General features: G+C 70.3%; 16 protein-coding genes. 9 read left to right on the top strand and 7 right to left on the bottom strand.

The features are described from left to right. Window positions 1-41: 41 nt before the first annotated feature. Window positions 42-656, top strand: coding sequence for a 30S ribosomal protein S4 (gene rpsD, locus ABN273_RS18580; protein WP_349450384.1), 615 nt, complete (start codon window positions 42-44; stop codon window positions 654-656). Between the two features lie 21 nt (window positions 657-677). On the opposite strand, the gene ABN273_RS18575 is transcribed toward rpsD, so the two are convergent. Continuing rightward, window positions 678-1466: an ion transporter gene (locus ABN273_RS18575; RefSeq protein ID WP_349450159.1), complete on the bottom strand. Its 789-nt coding sequence runs from the start codon at window positions 1464-1466 to the stop codon at window positions 678-680. A 119-nt stretch (window positions 1467-1585) separates the two neighbouring features. On the opposite strand from ABN273_RS18575, the gene ABN273_RS18570 reads away from it, so the two are divergent. Further along, window positions 1586-1894, top strand: coding sequence for a DUF4190 domain-containing protein (locus tag ABN273_RS18570; RefSeq protein WP_349450158.1), 309 nt, complete (start codon window positions 1586-1588; stop codon window positions 1892-1894). Here ABN273_RS18570 and ABN273_RS18565 read toward each other — a convergent pair. Then, entirely contained in the window at window positions 1823-2524 is a 702-nt protein-coding gene (locus ABN273_RS18565) for a TetR/AcrR family transcriptional regulator (protein ID WP_349450157.1), read from the bottom strand. The two genes, ABN273_RS18570 and ABN273_RS18565, sit on opposite strands and share 72 nt — an antisense overlap. 58 nt (window positions 2525-2582) lie before the next feature. Between ABN273_RS18565 and ABN273_RS18560 the strand changes: the two genes are divergently transcribed. Both ABN273_RS18560 and ABN273_RS18555 read left to right on the top strand, forming a co-directional pair. Then, window positions 2583-3338, top strand: a complete 756-nt coding sequence (locus ABN273_RS18560; RefSeq protein ID WP_349450156.1) for an ABC transporter ATP-binding protein — start codon at window positions 2583-2585, stop codon at window positions 3336-3338. Further along, a complete protein-coding gene (locus ABN273_RS18555) occupies window positions 3338-4063 on the top strand; it encodes an ABC transporter permease (RefSeq protein ID WP_349450155.1) in 726 nt (241 codons plus the stop codon). Before ABN273_RS18560 ends, ABN273_RS18555 begins: the two co-directional genes overlap by 1 nt. 6 nt (window positions 4064-4069) lie before the next feature. On the opposite strand, the gene ABN273_RS18550 is transcribed toward ABN273_RS18555, so the two are convergent. Then, window positions 4070-5428: a S8 family serine peptidase gene (locus tag ABN273_RS18550; protein ID WP_349450154.1), complete on the bottom strand. Its 1359-nt coding sequence runs from the start codon at window positions 5426-5428 to the stop codon at window positions 4070-4072. A gap of 185 nt (window positions 5429-5613) precedes the next feature. On the opposite strand from ABN273_RS18550, the gene ABN273_RS18545 reads away from it, so the two are divergent. Then, window positions 5614-7650, top strand: coding sequence for a spermine/spermidine synthase domain-containing protein (locus ABN273_RS18545; protein ID WP_349450153.1), 2037 nt, complete (start codon window positions 5614-5616; stop codon window positions 7648-7650). Here ABN273_RS18545 and ABN273_RS18540 read toward each other — a convergent pair whose 3' ends face one another. Together ABN273_RS18540 and ABN273_RS18535 are read right to left on the bottom strand one after the other, a co-directional pair. Then, complete coding sequence (locus ABN273_RS18540) at window positions 7651-9234, bottom strand: LCP family protein (RefSeq protein WP_349450152.1); 1584 nt, start codon at window positions 9232-9234, stop codon at window positions 7651-7653. It abuts the gene before it with no gap. Between the two features lie 175 nt (window positions 9235-9409). Then, window positions 9410-10429 carry a neutral zinc metallopeptidase gene (locus ABN273_RS18535; protein WP_349450151.1) on the bottom strand — a complete coding sequence of 340 codons (1020 nt, stop codon included), beginning with the start codon at window positions 10427-10429 and terminating at the stop codon, window positions 9410-9412. Between the two features lie 544 nt (window positions 10430-10973). On the opposite strand from ABN273_RS18535, the gene ABN273_RS18530 reads away from it, so the two are divergent. Beyond that, the gene (locus ABN273_RS18530) at window positions 10974-11843 is read left to right on the top strand and encodes a LysR family transcriptional regulator (protein ID WP_349450150.1); all 870 of its coding nucleotides are present in this window, start codon (window positions 10974-10976) and stop codon (window positions 11841-11843) included. Window positions 11844-11979: 136 nt separating this feature from the next. On the opposite strand, the gene ABN273_RS18525 is transcribed toward ABN273_RS18530, so the two are convergent. Continuing rightward, on the bottom strand, window positions 11980-13326 hold the full coding sequence (locus ABN273_RS18525; RefSeq protein WP_349450149.1) for a sensor histidine kinase: 1347 nt from the start codon (window positions 13324-13326) through the stop codon (window positions 11980-11982). Further along, window positions 13319-13993: a response regulator transcription factor gene (locus ABN273_RS18520; protein WP_349450148.1), complete on the bottom strand. Its 675-nt coding sequence runs from the start codon at window positions 13991-13993 to the stop codon at window positions 13319-13321. The genes ABN273_RS18525 and ABN273_RS18520 overlap by 8 nt, the downstream gene beginning before the upstream one ends. Before the next feature lie 127 nt (window positions 13994-14120). On the opposite strand from ABN273_RS18520, the gene ABN273_RS18515 reads away from it, so the two are divergent. From ABN273_RS18515 to ABN273_RS18505, 3 genes are read left to right on the top strand one after another with little or no spacing between them, the layout of a single operon-like run. Further along, window positions 14121-15287 carry a LolA family protein gene (locus tag ABN273_RS18515; protein WP_349450147.1) on the top strand — a complete coding sequence of 389 codons (1167 nt, stop codon included), beginning with the start codon at window positions 14121-14123 and terminating at the stop codon, window positions 15285-15287. Next, on the top strand, window positions 15284-16258 hold the full coding sequence (locus ABN273_RS18510) for an ABC transporter ATP-binding protein (RefSeq protein WP_349450146.1): 975 nt from the start codon (window positions 15284-15286) through the stop codon (window positions 16256-16258). The genes ABN273_RS18515 and ABN273_RS18510 overlap by 4 nt, the downstream gene beginning before the upstream one ends. Further along, a complete protein-coding gene (locus ABN273_RS18505; protein WP_349450145.1) occupies window positions 16245-17237 on the top strand; it encodes an ABC transporter permease in 993 nt (330 codons plus the stop codon). Before ABN273_RS18510 ends, ABN273_RS18505 begins: the two co-directional genes overlap by 14 nt. Window positions 17238-17275 lie beyond the last annotated feature (38 nt).

The following is a 17275-nucleotide window of genomic DNA, read 5'->3' as shown; positions in this document are numbered from 1 at the left end:
CCTCACCTAAGTAAGGATTACCTAATCACATCGAGGTGAACGTGCGCTACACCGGCCCCAAGGTGCGACTGTCACGTCGCGCGGGCGTCCCGCTGACCAGGAAAGCCGTCCGCTACTTCGAGCAGCGCCCCTACCCGCCGGGCGAGCACGGCCGCAAGACCAACCGCCGCAACACCGGCGACTACGGGCTGCGGCTGATGGAGAAGCAGAAGCTGCGCTGGTACTACGACGTTTCGGAGCGGCAGCTGCGCCGCTACTGGGACCTCGCCGTGCGCAAGTCGGGCGCGTCGGGCGCCGAGCTGGTCACGCTGCTGGAGAGCCGCCTGGCCTCGCTCGTGCTGCGGGCCGGGTTCGCGCCGTCGATCTACGCGGCCAGGCAGTACATCAATCACGGGCACATCGCCGTGGACGGCCGCAAGGTGGACATCCCCAGCTACCTGGTCAAGCCCGGACAGGTGATCACGGTGCGGGAGCGGTCCCGCAAGATGCAGCCGTTCGTGGCGGCCGCGGAAGGCGTGTACGCCGACGAGCGCATCGCGCCCTACCTCTCGGTGGACCACGCCGACCTGCGCTTCACGCTGACGCACCGGCCCGAGCGCGAGCAGATCGCGATCCCCGTGGACGAGCAGCTCGTCGTGGAGTTCTATTCTCGCTAGGCCTGCGAGGCGCCGGCGGGCTCAGTCCATGACGTCCTGCCGGCGTAGCGCGGCCACCTCCTTGCGCAGCTCGGCCAGCTCGTCCAGGATCCGCTGGGTGTGTGCCGTGGTGTCCTCGATCGCGGCGCGCTCCTCGGCGTTCTCCTCGTCCATGGCGTTGACCACGACGGCCATGAAGAGGTTCAGGACCACGAACGTGCAGACCAGGATGAAGATGGTGAAGAAGATCCACGCCGACGGGTGCGTGTTCATCACGTCCCTGGCGATGTTGCCCCAGTCGTCGCCCGTCATCGTCTGGTAGAGGGTGAACAGCGAGGTCGGCAGGCTGCCGAAGCGCTCAGGAGCGCTGTCCCCGTACAGCTTGGTGGCCATGACGGCGGCCACGTAGAGCACCAGGGCGAGCAGCACCACGATCGAGCTCATGCCCGGCATCGCGCGCAGCAGCGCCGACACCACGCGGCGCAGGCTCGGCACGACCGACAGCAGCCGCAGGGCGCGCAGGATGCGCAGCGAGCGCAGCACCGACAGGCCGCCCGAGTGGGGGACGAAGGCGATGGCGACGATCAGCGTGTCGAAGATGTTCCACGGGTCGCGCACGAACCGCGAGCGTTCGACGTAGAGCTTGGCCAGCATCTCGGCGGCGAAGATGTAGAGCGCGGCGTGGTCGACCGCGGTGAGCAGGTGGCCGTGGCTCGCCACGACGGCCGGGACGGTCTCCAGGCCGAGCGTGCCGGCGTTGAGGAGGATGACGCCGACGATGAAGCGCTGGAAGCTCGGGTGCGAGAGTAAGGCGGCAGTGCGTTCACGCACGGGGGCAGGCTCCTATGGGGACGATCATGTGCCCTACCATGATGACGCATCATGATCAAGAGGTGGACTGTGGTATAAAACCCACCTGACTGCTGATCGGCGAGGGGGCCAGAGCGACCATGTCCTATCCGAACTACGGCCCCTCCTACTACGGGCCGCCGCCGCAGAGCCACCCGCAGGGCACCACCATCCTCGTGCTGGGCATCCTGAGCCTGGTGGTCTGCACGGTCATCGGCCCCTTCGCCTGGTCGATGGGCACCAGGGCGCTGCGCGAGATCGACGAGAGCGGCTACTACTACGAAAACCGCGGCATGGTCCAGGCCGGGCGCATCTGCGGCATCGTCAGCTCGGTCCTGCTAATCCTCACTCTCGGCTTCGTCATCTTCGGCTTCGGGGTCGCGCTGCTCACCGGCGGCTTCTCCGGCTAGCAGGTCGCCGATGCCCGACTCGAGCAGGTCGAACGCCCTGTCCGCCTGAGCCCTGAGGTCGGGCTCGATGCTCTCCCACTGCTCGCCCGCCAGCTGCCTGCGCACCGCATCGTGGGTGAGGATCCGCGTCGTGTTGAGAATGTGGGTGGCGACCAGGCGCGGCGTGAGGTCGTCGGCGTCGGCCGCGAGCTCGTCGGCCAGCGCCCGCGTCAGCGCGTCCTCCCGCCGCTCCTGCATCTCACGTAGCTTGGCCACCAGCGAGGGGGCTTCGTTGACGATCCCGGCGAACACGTCGGCCCCCTGGTTGAGCCCGTAGCGCCAGTGGCGCGTGTCGAGCGCGTCGAAGAAGTCGCGGCGGAACGCCCGCACCACGCTCTCCCCGGGCCCGCGCCCGCGCAGCACCCGCGGCGCCAGGTCGATCGCCACGTCCTGCCGGTCGGCGAACAGGTCCTCCTTGGTGCCGAAGTAGTTGAACACCGTGTTGACCGACACGTCGGCGGTCCGGGCGATCTCGGCCACGGTCACGTTGTCGAACCCCTTGGCCATGAACAGCCCCATCGCGATGTCCGCGATGCGCTGCCTGGTCTCGCGCTTCTTCCGCTCCCGCAGCCCCTCTTCCATGCTCCCCATGCTATCGAGTTTGCAGTGACTCCAAAATTGTGGCTACCCTAATTTTGGAGGCGATGAAATGATCAGGACTTCAGGTCTGAGCAAGACCTTCGACGGCGGCGTGGAAGCCGTCAAAGGCGTCGACATCTCGGTCGGGCCCGGCGAGATCGCCGGCTTCCTCGGCCCGAACGGCGCCGGCAAGACCACGACCATGCGCATGCTGACCACACTGCTGCGCCCCACCTCGGGCACCGCCACGGTGGCCGGCCACGACCTGCTCGGCGACGCGAAGGAGGTGCGCAGGCGCATCGGCTACGTCTCCCAGAGCGGCGGGGTGTCGCCGGTGACGCCGCTGAAGGGCGAGCTCGAGCTCCAGGCCATGCTGTACGGGCTGAGCCGCCGGGAGGCGGAGGCCAAGACGCGGGAGGCGCTGGAGCGGCTCGGGCTCACCGGGCTGGAGCACAAGCCCGGCGCCGCTCTCTCGGGCGGGCAGCGCCGCCGCTTCGACATTGCGTTCGCCCTGCTGCACGACCCGGTCCTGCTCTTCCTCGACGAGCCCACGACCGGGCTCGACCCGCAGAGCCGGGCCAACCTGTGGGACCACATCCGCTCGCTGCGGGAGGAGAAGGGCATGACGGTCTTCCTGACCACCCACTACCTGGACGAGGCCGACGCGCTCTGCGACCGGATACTGATCATCGACCACGGCCGGATCGTGGCCGAGGGCGCCCCGGCCGAGCTCAAGACCGGCGGGCGCACGCTCGACGACGTGTTCCTCGACATCACCGGCAGGTCGCTGCGCGAGGAGAGCGCGCTTTCCGGAAAGGGCGTCTGATGCTGCGCGACACCTGGGTGCTGTTCCGCCATGGCGTGCGTGTCACGCTGCAGCAGAAGCTCGGCATGATCTTCGGCGCGATCCAGCCGCTGCTCTTCCTGGTGCTGTTCGGGCCGATCTTCGCCACGTTCGGCACGTGGGAGACGCTCGTTCCCGGGCTGATCATCCAGCTGGGGCTGATGAGCATGGGCCTGGCCGGGTTCGGGGTGGTGTTCGAGAAGCGCTCAGGCGTGCTGGAGCGGATGCGGGTCACCCCCGCCAGCCGCCTGGCGCTGCTGCTCGGGCGCGTGCTCAACAACACGCTCACGCTGGTGATCCAACTGGCGCTGCTCCTCGCCGCCGCCTTCGCCTTCGGCCTGCGCGCTCCCGCGCCGGGGCTGGCCGCCGGAATCGTGCTGGTGGTCGTGCTGGGGGTCAGCCTGGCCGCCCTGTCGTACGCCATCGCGCTGACGATCGACGAGCAGTTGTTCGCGCCCGTGATGTCCACGGCGGTGATCCCGCTGGTCCTGCTGTCCGGGTCGTTCCTGCCGATGTCGATGGCGCCGGGCTGGCTCGACGCCATCTCGCACATCAGCCCGTTCAGGTACGTGCTGGAGGCGCTGCGCGACCTGTTCAACGGGCGCTACCTGACCGGCACCGTGGGCCTGGGCGTGGCGGTGACCGTGGTGTTCGCCGTGGTCAGCCTCACGATCGGGACCCGGGTGGTCAACCGCGAGAACGCCTGACTGGCGTCAGGCCGCGCTCTTGAGCCGCCGCTGGAGCGCGGCGATGATCCCGGCCGGATCCACGTTCCCGTAGCCGTAGTCGTAGTCGAATCCCACCTCGCTGCGGTCCTCCGCGGTGCGCCGCAGCAGCGCCCGCAGCTGGGTGGGCGACAGTCTGGCGGCCGGCCACCGGGTGCGCACGGCGGCGACGAGCCCGGCGGCCACCGGCGTCGCCGCGGAGGTGCCCGAGTCGGGCGTGCCGTCGCCGAACGCCTTCGACCCGGAGAAGTGCGTGTAAGCGCACAGGTCGGGCTTGCGGGCGGTCAGCCGGCCGGGCCCCTGCGAGGAGTAGCCCACCCGCTCGCCGTTGACGTCGACGCCGCCGACCGACAGGACCTTCGGGTGGGAGTTGGCGCCCGCGATGGGCCGGCTGGGGAAGGCGCACCGGCCGTCGGGGCACTGCTGACCGCAGTTGCCCGCCGCGAACAGCACGTCCGCCCCCGCCGCGTCCAGCTCGGCCACCATCAGGTTGAACGGGTGGGCGGCGTTGTCGGAGTAGTTGCCGGGGTGCCCGACGGGGAAGTCCCACTCGGGGGAGAACGACCCCCATGAGTTGCTCACGACCAGCGCCCTGGTGCCGGCGGGCTGGGCGGCGAGCACGTCGCGCAGGTGCGCGAAGGCCGACACCGCGTCCGACAGCAGCCCGTCCATCGCCGTGCCGCCCGGCCGGGTGGACAGCAGCACCGGGATGTCGATCAAAGACGCCTGCGGGGCGGCGATGAGCGCGTCGAACGCGCACATCGTCCCGTGGTCGACCTCGAACTCGCCCGGCGTGCCCGACACGCCCTGCGGGCTCCAGGACCGCGCCGCGTCCAGCGTGACCCCTCTGCCGAGGTGCCTGGCCGTGTGGGCCGCGTTGATCCCGGTGTCCAGCACGGCCAGCGCCACCCCGGTGCCGTCGAGCCCTTCGGCGTGCAGCGCCGGCACGTTCAGCAGCCGCTCCACATCGTGCCAGTCGCCGACCGGCGGATCGCCGCCGCACGTCTGCGTGGTCCCGATGACCGGGTCGGCGAAGATCCCGACCACGTCGGGCCTGAGCGCGGGCAGCATCGCGATCCTGGAGGCCGGCTCGTCGTCCGAGATCGTGCCGCGTACCAGCACCGAGGCGTCCTCGGCGGCCAGCGAGAAGCCGAGCGGCTGGTTGAGCGAGAGCGGATCGCCGCCCGTCGCGGGGACGGGCCGCGCGACGGCCACGGGAACGAAGGCGGGGTCGAGCTCGACCCCGGGCAGGCCGTCGGCGACGTCGGCCGTGGTGGCGATCTGGCCGGGGTCGGCGACGGCCGCGACCAGATCGGGGGAGGGGCGGAGCTGAATCAGAACCCGCATGTGACACCACCGAAGGATGTGGAGGGAAACGAACTCCCCAACTTTCATCCATCCAATGGTTTGGCGTCCAGTGACTCGCAGGGCTTTTGACCTGCGTAAATACCCTAATTCGTGCGAAGTGGACGACATTTCTCGCGGGCGGCCGGACTTCCTTGTTCTCGGTCTCTTCACTACGGTGATGCAGCATGACGCTCGAGGCGCAGAAGCCGGTCGGGGACGGGGAGAAAGCTCATTGGCTGGCGGTGCGGCCGAGGCTCGTCCTCGCCAGTGCCTTCATGCTCTTTCTCGAGCTGGCGCTGATCCGGTGGACCGGGTCCAACATCGTCCACCTCAGCTATTTCACGAATTTCGTACTGCTCGGCTCATTCCTGGGCATAGGGCTCGGCTTCCTGCGGGTGGGGCGGTCCCGGCGGCAGCCGTACTACTCGCCCGTCGTGCTCGCCGCGCTGGTCGCCGTCGTCCTGACCTTCCCCGTGACGGTCGACAGGAACACCGAGGGCGTTCTGTACTGGACGAGCCTGTCCACCAGCGGCCCGCCCGCCTGGCTGATCCTGCCGGTGATCTTCTGCGCCGCCGCGCTGGTGCTCATGGGGCCCGCCGAGCTCGTCGGGCGCTGCTTCCCCGAGCTGCCGCGCCTGGAGGCGTACCGCTACGACCTGATCGGCAGCCTCAGCGGGATCGCGGCGTTCACGGCGCTGTCGTTCCTGAGCGCGCCGCCGGTGTTCTGGGGGCTGATCGCGGCCATCTGCTACGGCCTGCTGCTCGTGCCCCGGCCGCGCTCGCTCTACCTCGGGCTGGTGACCGTGCCCTCGCTGGCCGTGGTGGGGCTGCTGCTGGCCGAGACGCTGAGCGCTGGGGCGATCTGGTCGCCGTACTACAAGGTCACCACCAGGCAGCTCATGCAGCTCGGCGTGCTCGTCACCGACATCGCGGTCAACGGCATCCCGCACCAGCAGGCCGTGCCCGCCGCCGCCCGCCTGCAGTGGGAGGCCCAGTACGGGCTGCCGTACGAGCGGAACACCAAACAGCCCAAAGACGTGCTCATCGTCGGCGCGGGCAGCGGCACCGACGTGGCCATCGCGCTGTCCAAGGGCGCGAACCGGGTGGACGCCGTGGAGATCGACCCCAAGCTGCGCGAGCTCGGCGGCTCGGTCCACCCCGATCGGCCGTACGACGACCCGCGCGTCACCACCCACGTCACCGACGGGCGCGCCTTCCTGGAGCGCACGGGCGGCAAGTACGACCTGATCCTCTTCGCCCTGCCCGACTCGCTCACCCTCGTCTCCGGGGCGTCCTCGCTGCGCCTGGAGAGCTACCTGTTCACCGAGGAAGCCATGCGGGCCGCCCGCGCCCATCTCAAGCCGGGCGGCACGTTCTCGATGTACAACTACTACCGCGAGGGCTGGCTCGTCGACCGCCTCGCCGCCACGATGCAGAGCGCCTTCGGCCACAAGCCGTGCGTGGACGTCGTCAGCACGGCCGGCCAGCAGGCCGTCATCACGGCCGGCCTGAGCGCCGCCGACCAGCGCTGCGCGGCCGAGTGGCCGGGCGCCGCCCCCGGCACCCCGCAGCCCGCCGACGACGACCGGCCGTTCCTCTACCTCAAGGACGCCGCGATCCCGCCGATCTACCTCATCACGCTCGGCCTGATCCTCATCGTCAGCCTCCTCGCCGTCCGCGTCGTCGCGGGGCCCTATGAGCGGATGCGCCCGTACGCGGACCTGTTCCTGCTGGGCGTGGCGTTCATGCTGCTGGAGACCAAGAGCGTGACCGGGTTCGCGCTGCTGTTCGGCACCACGTGGGTCGTGAACGCGATCGTCTTCGCCGGCGTCCTGGTCGCGGTCCTCGCCGCCGTCGAGGTCACCCGCCGCTTCCGCACCCCGCCCCTGCCGGTCATGTACGGCGTGCTGCTCGCGGGCCTACTGCTGGCCTGGCTGGTGCCCAACGCGTGGCTCCTGTCGCTCCCGGTGCCGCTGCGCGCGGTGGCGGCGGTGACGGTGGCGTTCCTGCCGATCTTCGCCGCGAACGTCGTCTTCGCCAAGCGCTTCGCCGACACGGCCGACGCGACCACGTCCTTCGGGGCGAACCTGCTGGGGGCCATGGTGGGCGGCTGCCTCGAGTACGCGGCCCTTGTGATCGGCTACAAGGGCCTGCTGATCGTGGCGGCGCTGCTCTACATCGGCGCCATGGCGCTGCTGCCGAGGAAGCGGGCGGTGGTGTGACTACGACAGGCCGCAGAGCTCGCTGAGGGACTTGGCGCCGCTCTTCTGGGTGTTCCTGGTCGGCGTCTGCGTGGGCGTCGCGGCCTGCGCGCGGGTCGGCGAGGCCGAGGCCGTGACGCTCGGGGACGCGCCCACATTGGCCGTCTGCGCCTGCCGAGGGGGCCGGAGCGAGTCGTTGATCGCCTTCTTCGTCGCCTGCCGGATCTTCACCCAGTCCGGGCTGCCCGTGTAGAAGTTGGGCGGGACGAACTGCAGGCTGGTGATCCGGGCGTCCTTGACCTTGACGGCCAGCTCCACCAGCGGCTGCACCAGGTGCTGCGGGATGTTCGTCTGGGCCAGCCGCTTGGCCGCGCCGGCGATCTTGGTGAAGTTGGCCAGGATCTTGGCGGGCGTGGCCTGCTGGGCGAAGGCGCCGATGACGCAGCGCTGGCGGGCCATGCGGGAGAAGTCGTCGCTGTTGACCCGGGAGCGGCCGTACCAGAGGGCCTGCTCGCCGCTCAGCCTGTGGTAGCCCGCCTTGATGGTGCCCGCCGTGCCGTAGTGGCCGCCCCACTTGACGTCCTGCTCGACGCGGATCTTGAGGCCGCCGATGGCGTCGACGAGGTCCGCGAAGCCGTACATGTTCATCAGCATGTAGTAGTCGATCTTGAGGTTCAGCGTGTAGCCGATGGCGTCCATCAGCGCGCGGGCGCCCTTGTTCCTGCCGCCCATGAGCTGCGGGTTATCGTTGGCGTACTGCCAGACCTCGTTGAGCAGCCCGCCGTTGGGCAGCTCGGCCATGTAGCCGTTCGGGAACTGCTTGTGCAGCGGCGAGCTCGGGGGGAAGCGCACGTGCTGCAGGTTGCGCGGCAGGCTGAACAGCACGGTGTTGCCCGTCTTGAGGTCCACGCTGGCCACGTTCATGCTGTCGGTCCGCACGCCGGTGCGGTTGCCCGCCGCGTCGCCGCCGATCAGCAGGAAGTTCACGCGGTCCTTGCCGCCCCACGGGTCCTCGCCCTCCTTGACCGGGGGCGGGACGTCGGGGTCGGACTGCGAGGGGAAGATCTGCTGGATCGCCTCCCGCGCGGTCAGCACGTAGTTGGCGGTCAGGGCGAACGGCGACATCACCGACACGCACAGCACCCCGACCACGATGCCGGTCACCACCTGGCCCTGCTGGTTCAGGCGGTTGGGGCCGAGCGCGATGTAGGAGGCCACCATCACCGCGAACCACGCCAGTGCGCAGATCGAGGCCACGACGACCACGGTGACCATCATCCCGTCCCCGGCGAACGCGGTGAGGTTCTGCAGGTTCCGGGTCAGCCCGAAGGCCAGCGCCGCCAGCAGCAGCACCACGTACGCGCCGAGCATCGCCAGCCCGACACGGCGACGCCCGGCGCGCAGATGAGCGGCGCCGGGCGCGACGGCGGACAGGGCGGTCCACCCGAGTACGGAGGCGGTCGTCAGGGGCTTGGCAAAGCGAGGGGCAGAGGAGCCGCGGGGGGTCGAGGAGCCGCGGGGGGTCGAGGAGCCAGGACGCGGGCGGCGGATGGGTCGCCGTTTCCTGCCTCCGGGCACAGTCTCTGACCCTTCGCGATTGCTCACACCCGGCTCCTTACACGCCTACCAGGCAAAACTGACGTTTGCCCCCCGTTGGGCACAAGATTGCCAGGATTCTAGTCCCCATATCTGGACATCAGAGACATGTGCCCAACCTGAGATGAACTCCGCGTGCACGGAAGGCCACGTTTCACGGCCTTCCGCAGGCCGACGGACAATTTCAGGAAGTTGTCGAGGCCGGCGCGAGCCAGGTGTTGCACTGGTACGCCTTGTTCTTCTCCCAGCCCTGCCTGAACCACAGGTTGTTGTTCACGGGCTTGCCGTGGTCGCGTGGCCAGCCGGGGTAGTCGCCCACCTGGCCGTAGAACCAGAACAGGCGGGTGCGCATGGACGTGTTCACCGGGTACGACGACGCCACCGACCGCATCCACATGCCGCCGAAACACGTGGCCTGCAGCTCCAGCCGCCTGCTGAGCGCCAGCTTGCCGCTCTGGCTGGAGGAGTCGAGCGTGGAGCTCCACCAGGAGTTCATGATGCCGGTGATGTTCTGGACGTGGTGCCCGTACTCATGGGCCATCATGCTGATGATGCCGCCGTGCCAGGAGATGATCTGGCCGTACCCGCGGGCGTTGCCGTTGCCCCTGGCCATGGCGGAGGTGGAGGCGTAGATCGTGTTGTTGCGCGGGCAGTAGTACGGCACCATGCTGCCCGCCGACGGATAGTCGCCGCACGCGCCCCTGCCCCGCTTGGCCGCGATGGCGTAGCTGGGCGGGCTGAAGTCGATGCCCTGCCGCTGCAGGATCGGCCCCCATGCCCGGTCCATGCACTTGCCGGTCTTCAGGATCAGCGCCTTGAGCTGGCTGTGGCTGAAGATGTTCGCGTTGCCGGCGGGGCAGGTCAGCCTGGGCAGCGAGCCGGCCCGGTACATGGTGTTGTTCTTCAGGCTCGTGTTGACGGTGACCCGGGGCTGCTGCTGCTGGGTGGGGGGCGTCTCCGGCTCGTCGGACTCCTGCTGGGTGGGCTCCTGCCGGGTGGGCTCCTCGGACTGCGACCGCGTCGGCGTCCAGCTGGGAGTGGGCTCGTCGCTGCTGCTCTCCGACGGCTCGTACGTCGGGATGGCGACCGGCGTCGTCGTGTCCGACCTGGACGAGCTCTTGAGCAGGGCCGTTCCGATGATGAGCAGCACGAACAGCGCCGCGACCGATCCGACGACGGCGCCGAGCACCCCGATGGCGCCCATGCCCGACTTCTTGCGCTGCGGCGGCCCCCACTGCGCCGGCGGCAAGGGCGGTGGCGGGGGAGGAGGGGGCGGCGGCTGCCGGTACTGCTGGCCGTAGGGCGGCGGCGGTGGTGGCGGGTACTGCGGGCCGCCGCCCTGCGGGTACGCCGGCCCCTGAGGCCACTGCGGATGGGCAGGCCCTTGCGGGGGAGCGCCCGGCGGCGGTGGCGGTACCGGGTACGGTTGCCTGCCGCCCTGCTGCTGCGGCTGGCCATAGTTCGGTGGCGGCCATGGCAACGAGGGCGGCCTGTGTGGCTGCCCTGGCCCCTGTGGCGGGGGTGGATATTGCCCGTTCCCTGTCACCGTGTCTCCCCGTTCACCCGGTTGTCTGGAATGGATGGCTTTGGGGTGCGACTAGTCGGACCCTTGCCAAATTTGGGGCAAAAGCATACTGATTTATCACCCGTCACGGATGTAGCAGTGCTCGGTTACGGTCCGAAATCATTCGAGGTGATCTCGGTTATCTCCCGGTCCGCGCGGCTGGCGTTGCCCTAGCTTCTTTGGCATGAATCTCCAGCAGCTCCGCTATGTGGTCGCGACTGCGGAGCACCGCACCATGACCGACGCGGCCAGATCGCTTTACATCGCGCAGCCTGCGCTGTCACGCGCGATCCGCGATCTTGAGCGAGAGCTCGGCATGACGCTCTTCGCTCGTTCCGGCCGCGGCGTGGTCGTCACCGCCCAAGGTCGCCGGGTGGTCAAGCTGGCGAGGGAGGCACTCGACGCGGTTCACGAGATCGAGAGCCTGGCCAACCACAGCGGGGTCACGGACGCCGAACTCCGCATAGCCTCCACGCCCAGCCTCGAACCCGGTCTCGCCGGACGGCTGCTCCCGGCCTACGCGGCCGACCACCCGGGAGTACGCGTGCACATCGTCCGCTGCGACGGCAGAGACGCCGTCGTCAGCGCCATCAGGGACCAGCGGGCCGACCTCGGGCTCACCGATCTGCCCGTCCCCACCGACCTCATCACCCACCCGCTCGAGCGCCAGGAGATCGTGCTGATCTCCCCGCCCGGGCTCGACCTCCCCAATCCGGTGCCGATGGGCAAGCTGCACGGCATGCGCCTGGCACTACCGGCCCGCGGCAGCATGCGGCGCAGGGAGCTGGACGCGATGTTCGGCAAGTACGCGGTGAGCCCCGTCGTCGTGCTCGAAACCGACGAGCGCAACGGCTGGCTCAACGCGGTACGCGCCGGCCAGGCGTCGCTGCTCTGGTACCGCGGCATGGCCGAGCAGGCCGCCCGCGCAGGCTTGATCGTGCGCTCGCTCGAGCCCGCCGTGCGGCGCGTCATCGCCGTCGTGCACGCCCGTCGCCGCCTCCCGCTGATCGCCCAGGACTTCCTGACCACCGCAGAGAAGGGGACAGCCGCCTGACCAGATAGGAACGATCCATGCTCATGGCCGCTGCTTCGCAGAGGCGGGCTCGGTCGCTCTCGATGCCGCCGCCTTCCCCCGCTCTGGTCGCTACGCTCCCGCCGCTCCTCCAGGCGGCGGCGCTCCCTCGCCGGTGTCAGGGGGAGACGGGCAGCCGCACCACGACCCGCAGCCCGGGTGCGGCGTCCTCCAGGACGACCGTCCCGCCGTGCGCCCGCACGGTCTCGCGTACGATGGCCAGCCCCAGCCCGGCGCCGCCCTCGTCACGGCTGCGACCGGAATCCAGCCTGGTGAAACGGTTGAAGACGCGCTCGCGATCCTGCTCGGGAATGCCGGGCCCGTCGTCGGTCACCGTCAGCACGCCGTCCGCGGTCAGCGCCACCTCGACCTTCGACGACGTGTGACGTACCGCGTTGTCCATCAGATTCGTCAGCACCCGGCTCAGGTCGAGGGCGTCGCCCCGCACCACGACCGGGTCGCACACCGTCAGGCGCGCCTCGGCGTACCTGTCGACGGTCTGCCGCACCACCTCGTCCAGTTCGACGGGCTCACGCCTGGCGGGCACGCCGCCGCGCTCGTCCAGCCTGGCCAGCGCCAGCAGGTCCTCGGCCAGCCTGGACAGCCGCATCGTGTCCTCCAGGACGCCCTCGGCGGTCTCCTGCCAGTCCTGACCCTCGGGATGCCCGAGCGCGACCTCCAGCTGCAGCCTGATGCTGGCGAGGGGGCTGCGCAGCTCGTGCGCGGCGTCGGAGACCAGCGCCCGCTGGCGCTGCTCGGCCTCCTCCAGCCGGGCCAGCATGTCGTTCAGCGTGGTGGCCAGCGAGTGCACCTCGTCACGTGACTGCGGCACCGGCAGCCGGCGGGACCTGGCCGTGTGCGTGATGTCCCGCGCGCCCTTGCGCAGCGCCGTGATCGGGCGCAGCGTACGGCCGATCATGAGCCAGCTCGCCACCGCGAGCAGCACGATCAGCGCGGGCGTGCCCACCAGCAGCACCCTGCCGGCCGTGGCCAGGCTGGTCTGGATCTCGCTGACGGGCCTGGCCGCGATCACGGTCTGCCCGCGGTCCGCCTGCAGGACGATCACGCGCAGGAACCCGGAGATGGCGTACGGCCGCCCATCGAGGAACGTGGCCTGTCCGTGCTTCAGCACTCTGGCCCTGGCCCTGGCGTCCAGCAGCGGCACGAGCCGGTCGGTGCCGTACGTGACGTGCGTGATCCGCCCCCGGGCGTCGATGACCTGCACGATCGTGCCGTCGTGCGTGGTGATCGGGCTGGTCAGCGTGCCCGCGTCGGCCGCCACGCGGACGGCCTGGGCCTGCTGCCTGGTGGAGTCGTCCACCGTGTTCATGAGCGCCCGGTCCAGCACGCTGAGCAGCACCGACGCGGACAGGGCCAGCGCCAGCGCGAGCACCGCGGCGGCCACCACCGTGAGCCTGAACCGCAGCCCCTGCCGCCGCCACCACAGGAGCGGGGAGTCAGCCACCGTCGCCCGCCAGCCGGTAGCCCGCGCCGCGCACGGTCTGGAGCGCGTTCCTGCCGAACGGGGCGTCGATCTTGCGCCGCAGGTAGCCGACGTACACCTCGACGACGTTCGGGTCGGTGTCGAAGGTGTCCCACACGTGCTCGAGGATCTCCGCCTTGGACACGACCTCGTCCCGCCGCCGGATCAGGTACTCCAGCAGCGCGAACTCCCTCGGCGTCAGCTCGATCGCGGTACCGTCCCGCTCGACCCTGCGCCGCGCCGGGTCCAGCGACAGGTCGCCCGCCACCAGCACCGACGGCCGCCGCCCCGAGTCGCGCCGCAGCAGCGCCCGCAGCCTGGCCACCAGCACCACGTACGAGAACGGCTTGGTCAGGTAGTCATCGGCCCCCAGGTCCAGCCCGTCGGCCATGTCGTACTCGCCGTCCTTGGCGGAGAGCATGAGGATCGGCACCCAGTTCTCCTCCGCGCGCAGCCGCTTGCACACGTTGTAGCCCGACAGCCTGGGCAGCATGATGTCGAGCACCACGACGTCGTAGTCGCCGTGCCTGGCCGCGTGGAGCCCTTCCTCGCCATCGTGGGCGAGGTCCACCGCGAACCCCTCAGCCTGGAGCCCCCGCTGGAGCGCGGCGGCCATCCGCCGCTCGTCCTCGACGACAAGTACTCTCATGTGGCAATTCTCCTGTTCCTGCCCTGAGACAACGCTGAGAAGGCTGAGAGCCGTCTCAGACAGTCTCAGGTCTGCCACAGGATGCATCACGCAGGCTCTGAGTATCGACATACCGTTAAGGAGTGAGATGCGCAGAGGCACGTTCGTGAGGTGGGGAGTCCCGATCGCGGCCGCGGCCGTGATCGGAGCCGCGATCGGCGCCGGCCCCGTCATAGCCGCGGTGAGCGGCGATCCGGTGCTGCCGGAGCGCTCGGCCCAGCAGTTGCTGGCCGACGCCGTGGCGGCGACCGGCAAGGAAGGCGGCATCCCGCCGATGTCCGGCACCGTCCAGCAGACGGCCTCGCTCGGCCTGCCGGCGCTGCCGCAGACCGGCGGGGCGTCGCCGCTCAGCCTGCTGTCCGGCTCGCACGAGGTGAAGGTCTGGTACGGCGCCAAGGACAAGCTGCGGGTGGCCATGCCGACTCAGCTGAACGAGACCAACCTGATCGTGAACGGCGACCAGGCCTGGTACTGGGAGAGCGCCACCAACACCGCCACCAAGGTGAGCATCAAGGCGGGCACGGAGCAGCAGCACAAGGCGCCCACGCCGCGGCCGACCGACCTGACGCCGCAGCAGGTGGCCGAGCGGCTGCTGGCCAACGTCGACCAGCACACCGCGGTCCGCGTGATCAACACGGCGGAGGTGGCGGGCCGGCCGGTCTACCAGCTCGTGCTGGCGCCCAAGGACGCCGGCTCGCTGGTGCAGGAGATCCGCATCGCGCTCGACGGCGAGACGTACGTCCCGCTGCAGGTGCAGGTCTACGCCAAGGAGTCGGCCGAGCCGGCGTTCCAGGTCGGGTTCACGCAGGTGACGTTCACGCCGCCGGCGGACGAGAACTTCACCTTCACCCCGCCCGCGGGCGCCAAGGTGGCGGAGAAGACCCTCGGCACGGACATGTCCCAGGGCGCGGAGCAGCGGGCCGAGCACGCCAAGGACGTCGCGGGCCGGGCGAAGGTCGTGGGGCAGGGCTGGACGACCGTGGCGGTCGTGCCGTTCTCGCTGTCGGACCTGAAGGCCGGGACCGCGACGCCGTCCGACTCGCGTCAGTCCGCTGACCCGAGCGCCGGCCCGAGCACCGATCCGAGCGCGCTGGTCGACAGCGTGCTGAAGTCCGCCACCCCGGTGAGCGGCGCGTGGGGCTCCGGCAAGCTGATCAAGACCAAGCTCGTCACCGCCCTCCTGACCGACGACGGCCGCCTCCTGGTCGGCGCGGTCACCCCGGAGGAGATCACCAAGGCGGCGGGCACCAAGTGACCGCTGTTACGCAGGAAGCGGGGGCGCCCTTCGGGGCGGCCCCGCCCTCCGGGGAATCCGCGATCGTCACGGAGGGCCTGACCAAGCGTTTCCGCGGCGGCCAGGTCGCCGTGGACGCGCTGGACCTGGCCGTTCCGCGCGGCTCGGTGTTCGGCTTCCTGGGGCCGAACGGCTCGGGCAAGACCACCACGATCCGCATGCTGCTCGGCCTGATCGCGCCGACGTCGGGCGAGTACTCCGTGCTCGGCCTGCCGCAGGCCCAGGCCCTGCCCAAGGTGGGGGCGCTGGTCGAAGGGCCGGCCTTCTACCCGTACCTGTCGGGCGCGGCCAACCTGATGCGCTTCGACGCCGCCGACCCCACCGCTCCGCGCGGCACCGCCGCCCGGCGGATCGCCGAGGCGCTCGAACGCGTGGGCCTGTCGGCCGCGGCCGGCAAGCGCTTCCGCAACTACTCGCTCGGCATGCGCCAGCGCCTGGCCATCGCCGCCGCCCTGCTGGGGCCGCGCGAGCTGCTCATCCTGGACGAGCCGACCAACGGGCTCGACCCGCAGGGCACGCGCGAGGTCCGTGCGCTGGTCAAGGAGATCGCCGCCGACGGCACGACCGTCTTCGTGTCCTCGCACCTGCTGGCCGAGGTCGAGCAGATGTGCACGCACGCGGCGATCATGCGTACCGGCAAGCTCGTGGCGCAGGGCACGATCGCCTCGCTGAGCGGCGGGATCATGGCGCGCGTCCGGGTGGAGACGCCCGACGTGGCGGACGCGGCGCGGGTGCTCGGCAAGCTCGGCCTCGCCGACGTGCGGCCCGCGAGCGGGGAGGTCACCGCGGAGCTGGACGGGCACGCGCCGGAGCGGATCAACGCCGCGCTGGTGGGGGAGGGCGTGGCCGTACGCGGGCTGGCCGTGGTGCGGCCGAGCCTGGAGGACGTGTTCGTCGGACTGACTGGGGAGGGCTTCGATGTCGACGGCTGAGACGGCGGGAACCTTGGGGCCGGCCACGTCGGCTGCGGTGTCCGCGGCTGAGACGCAGACCGCCCGGCGCACGCCCGGCCTCGTGCCAGTCACCGAGACCATGCGCACCGCGGAACGCCGCCACCCGCCGGAGCCGCCCAGCGCCGCTCCCGTACGCGCGGGCAGGACGTGGGCGTTCTGGCGGCTCCTCGGCTCGGAGCTGGGCCTGACCTTCCGCCGCCCGCGCAACCTGGTGATGCTGGCCGTGCTCGGTGTCGTGCCGGTCGTCATCGGCGTGGCGTTGCGCATCGTCAGCTCAGAGGAGGGCATGGGCGGGATCATCGCGGACGTGGCGGGCAACAGCCTGATGCTGACGTTCGCCTCGTTCTCGTTCCTCGTGCTGCTGCTGATGCCGGTCGCCGTCAGCGTGGTGGCGGGCGACTCGATCGCGGGCGAGGCCGGGGCGGGGACGCTCCGCTACCTGCTGGCCGCCCCCGCGGGGCGTACCCGGCTGCTGCTGGTCAAATACCTCAACGCGGTCATCTTCGCGTACGCGGTGACCGCGGTGGTGGCGCTGACGGCCCTGCTGACGGGCCTGATCCTCTTCCCCGCCGGTCCGGTGACGCTGCTTTCCGGCACCACGATCTCGATGACGGACGGCCTGCTGCGCATCCTCATCGCCGTCGGGTACGTCGGCGCCGGGATGGCCGCCCTGGCCGCCATCGGGCTGGCGCTGTCGACGTTCACCGAGGTGTCCATCGGCGCCATCGCCGCCACTTTGGTGCTGATCATCGTCTGCCAGGTGCTCCGGGCGATCCCCGAGCTCGGCTCGATCACGCCGTACCTGCTGCCGTCCAAGTTCACGAACTTCGACGCGGTGCTGCGCAGCCCGATCGACCTGGGCGCGCTGAGGGACGGGTTGCTGACGTTCGGGGCTTACATCGTGCTGTTCGGCTCGATCGCCTGGGCCCGCTTCTCCGGCAAGGACATCACTTCCTGACGGCCGGCTCGCCGCCCGGCCGTGACGTCCGGGCGGCC

The organism is Nonomuraea sp. B19D2, assembly GCF_040137845.1.
GTDB lineage: Bacteria > Actinomycetota > Actinomycetes > Streptosporangiales > Streptosporangiaceae > Nonomuraea.
This window is presented reverse-complemented; position numbering and strand designations above follow the sequence as displayed.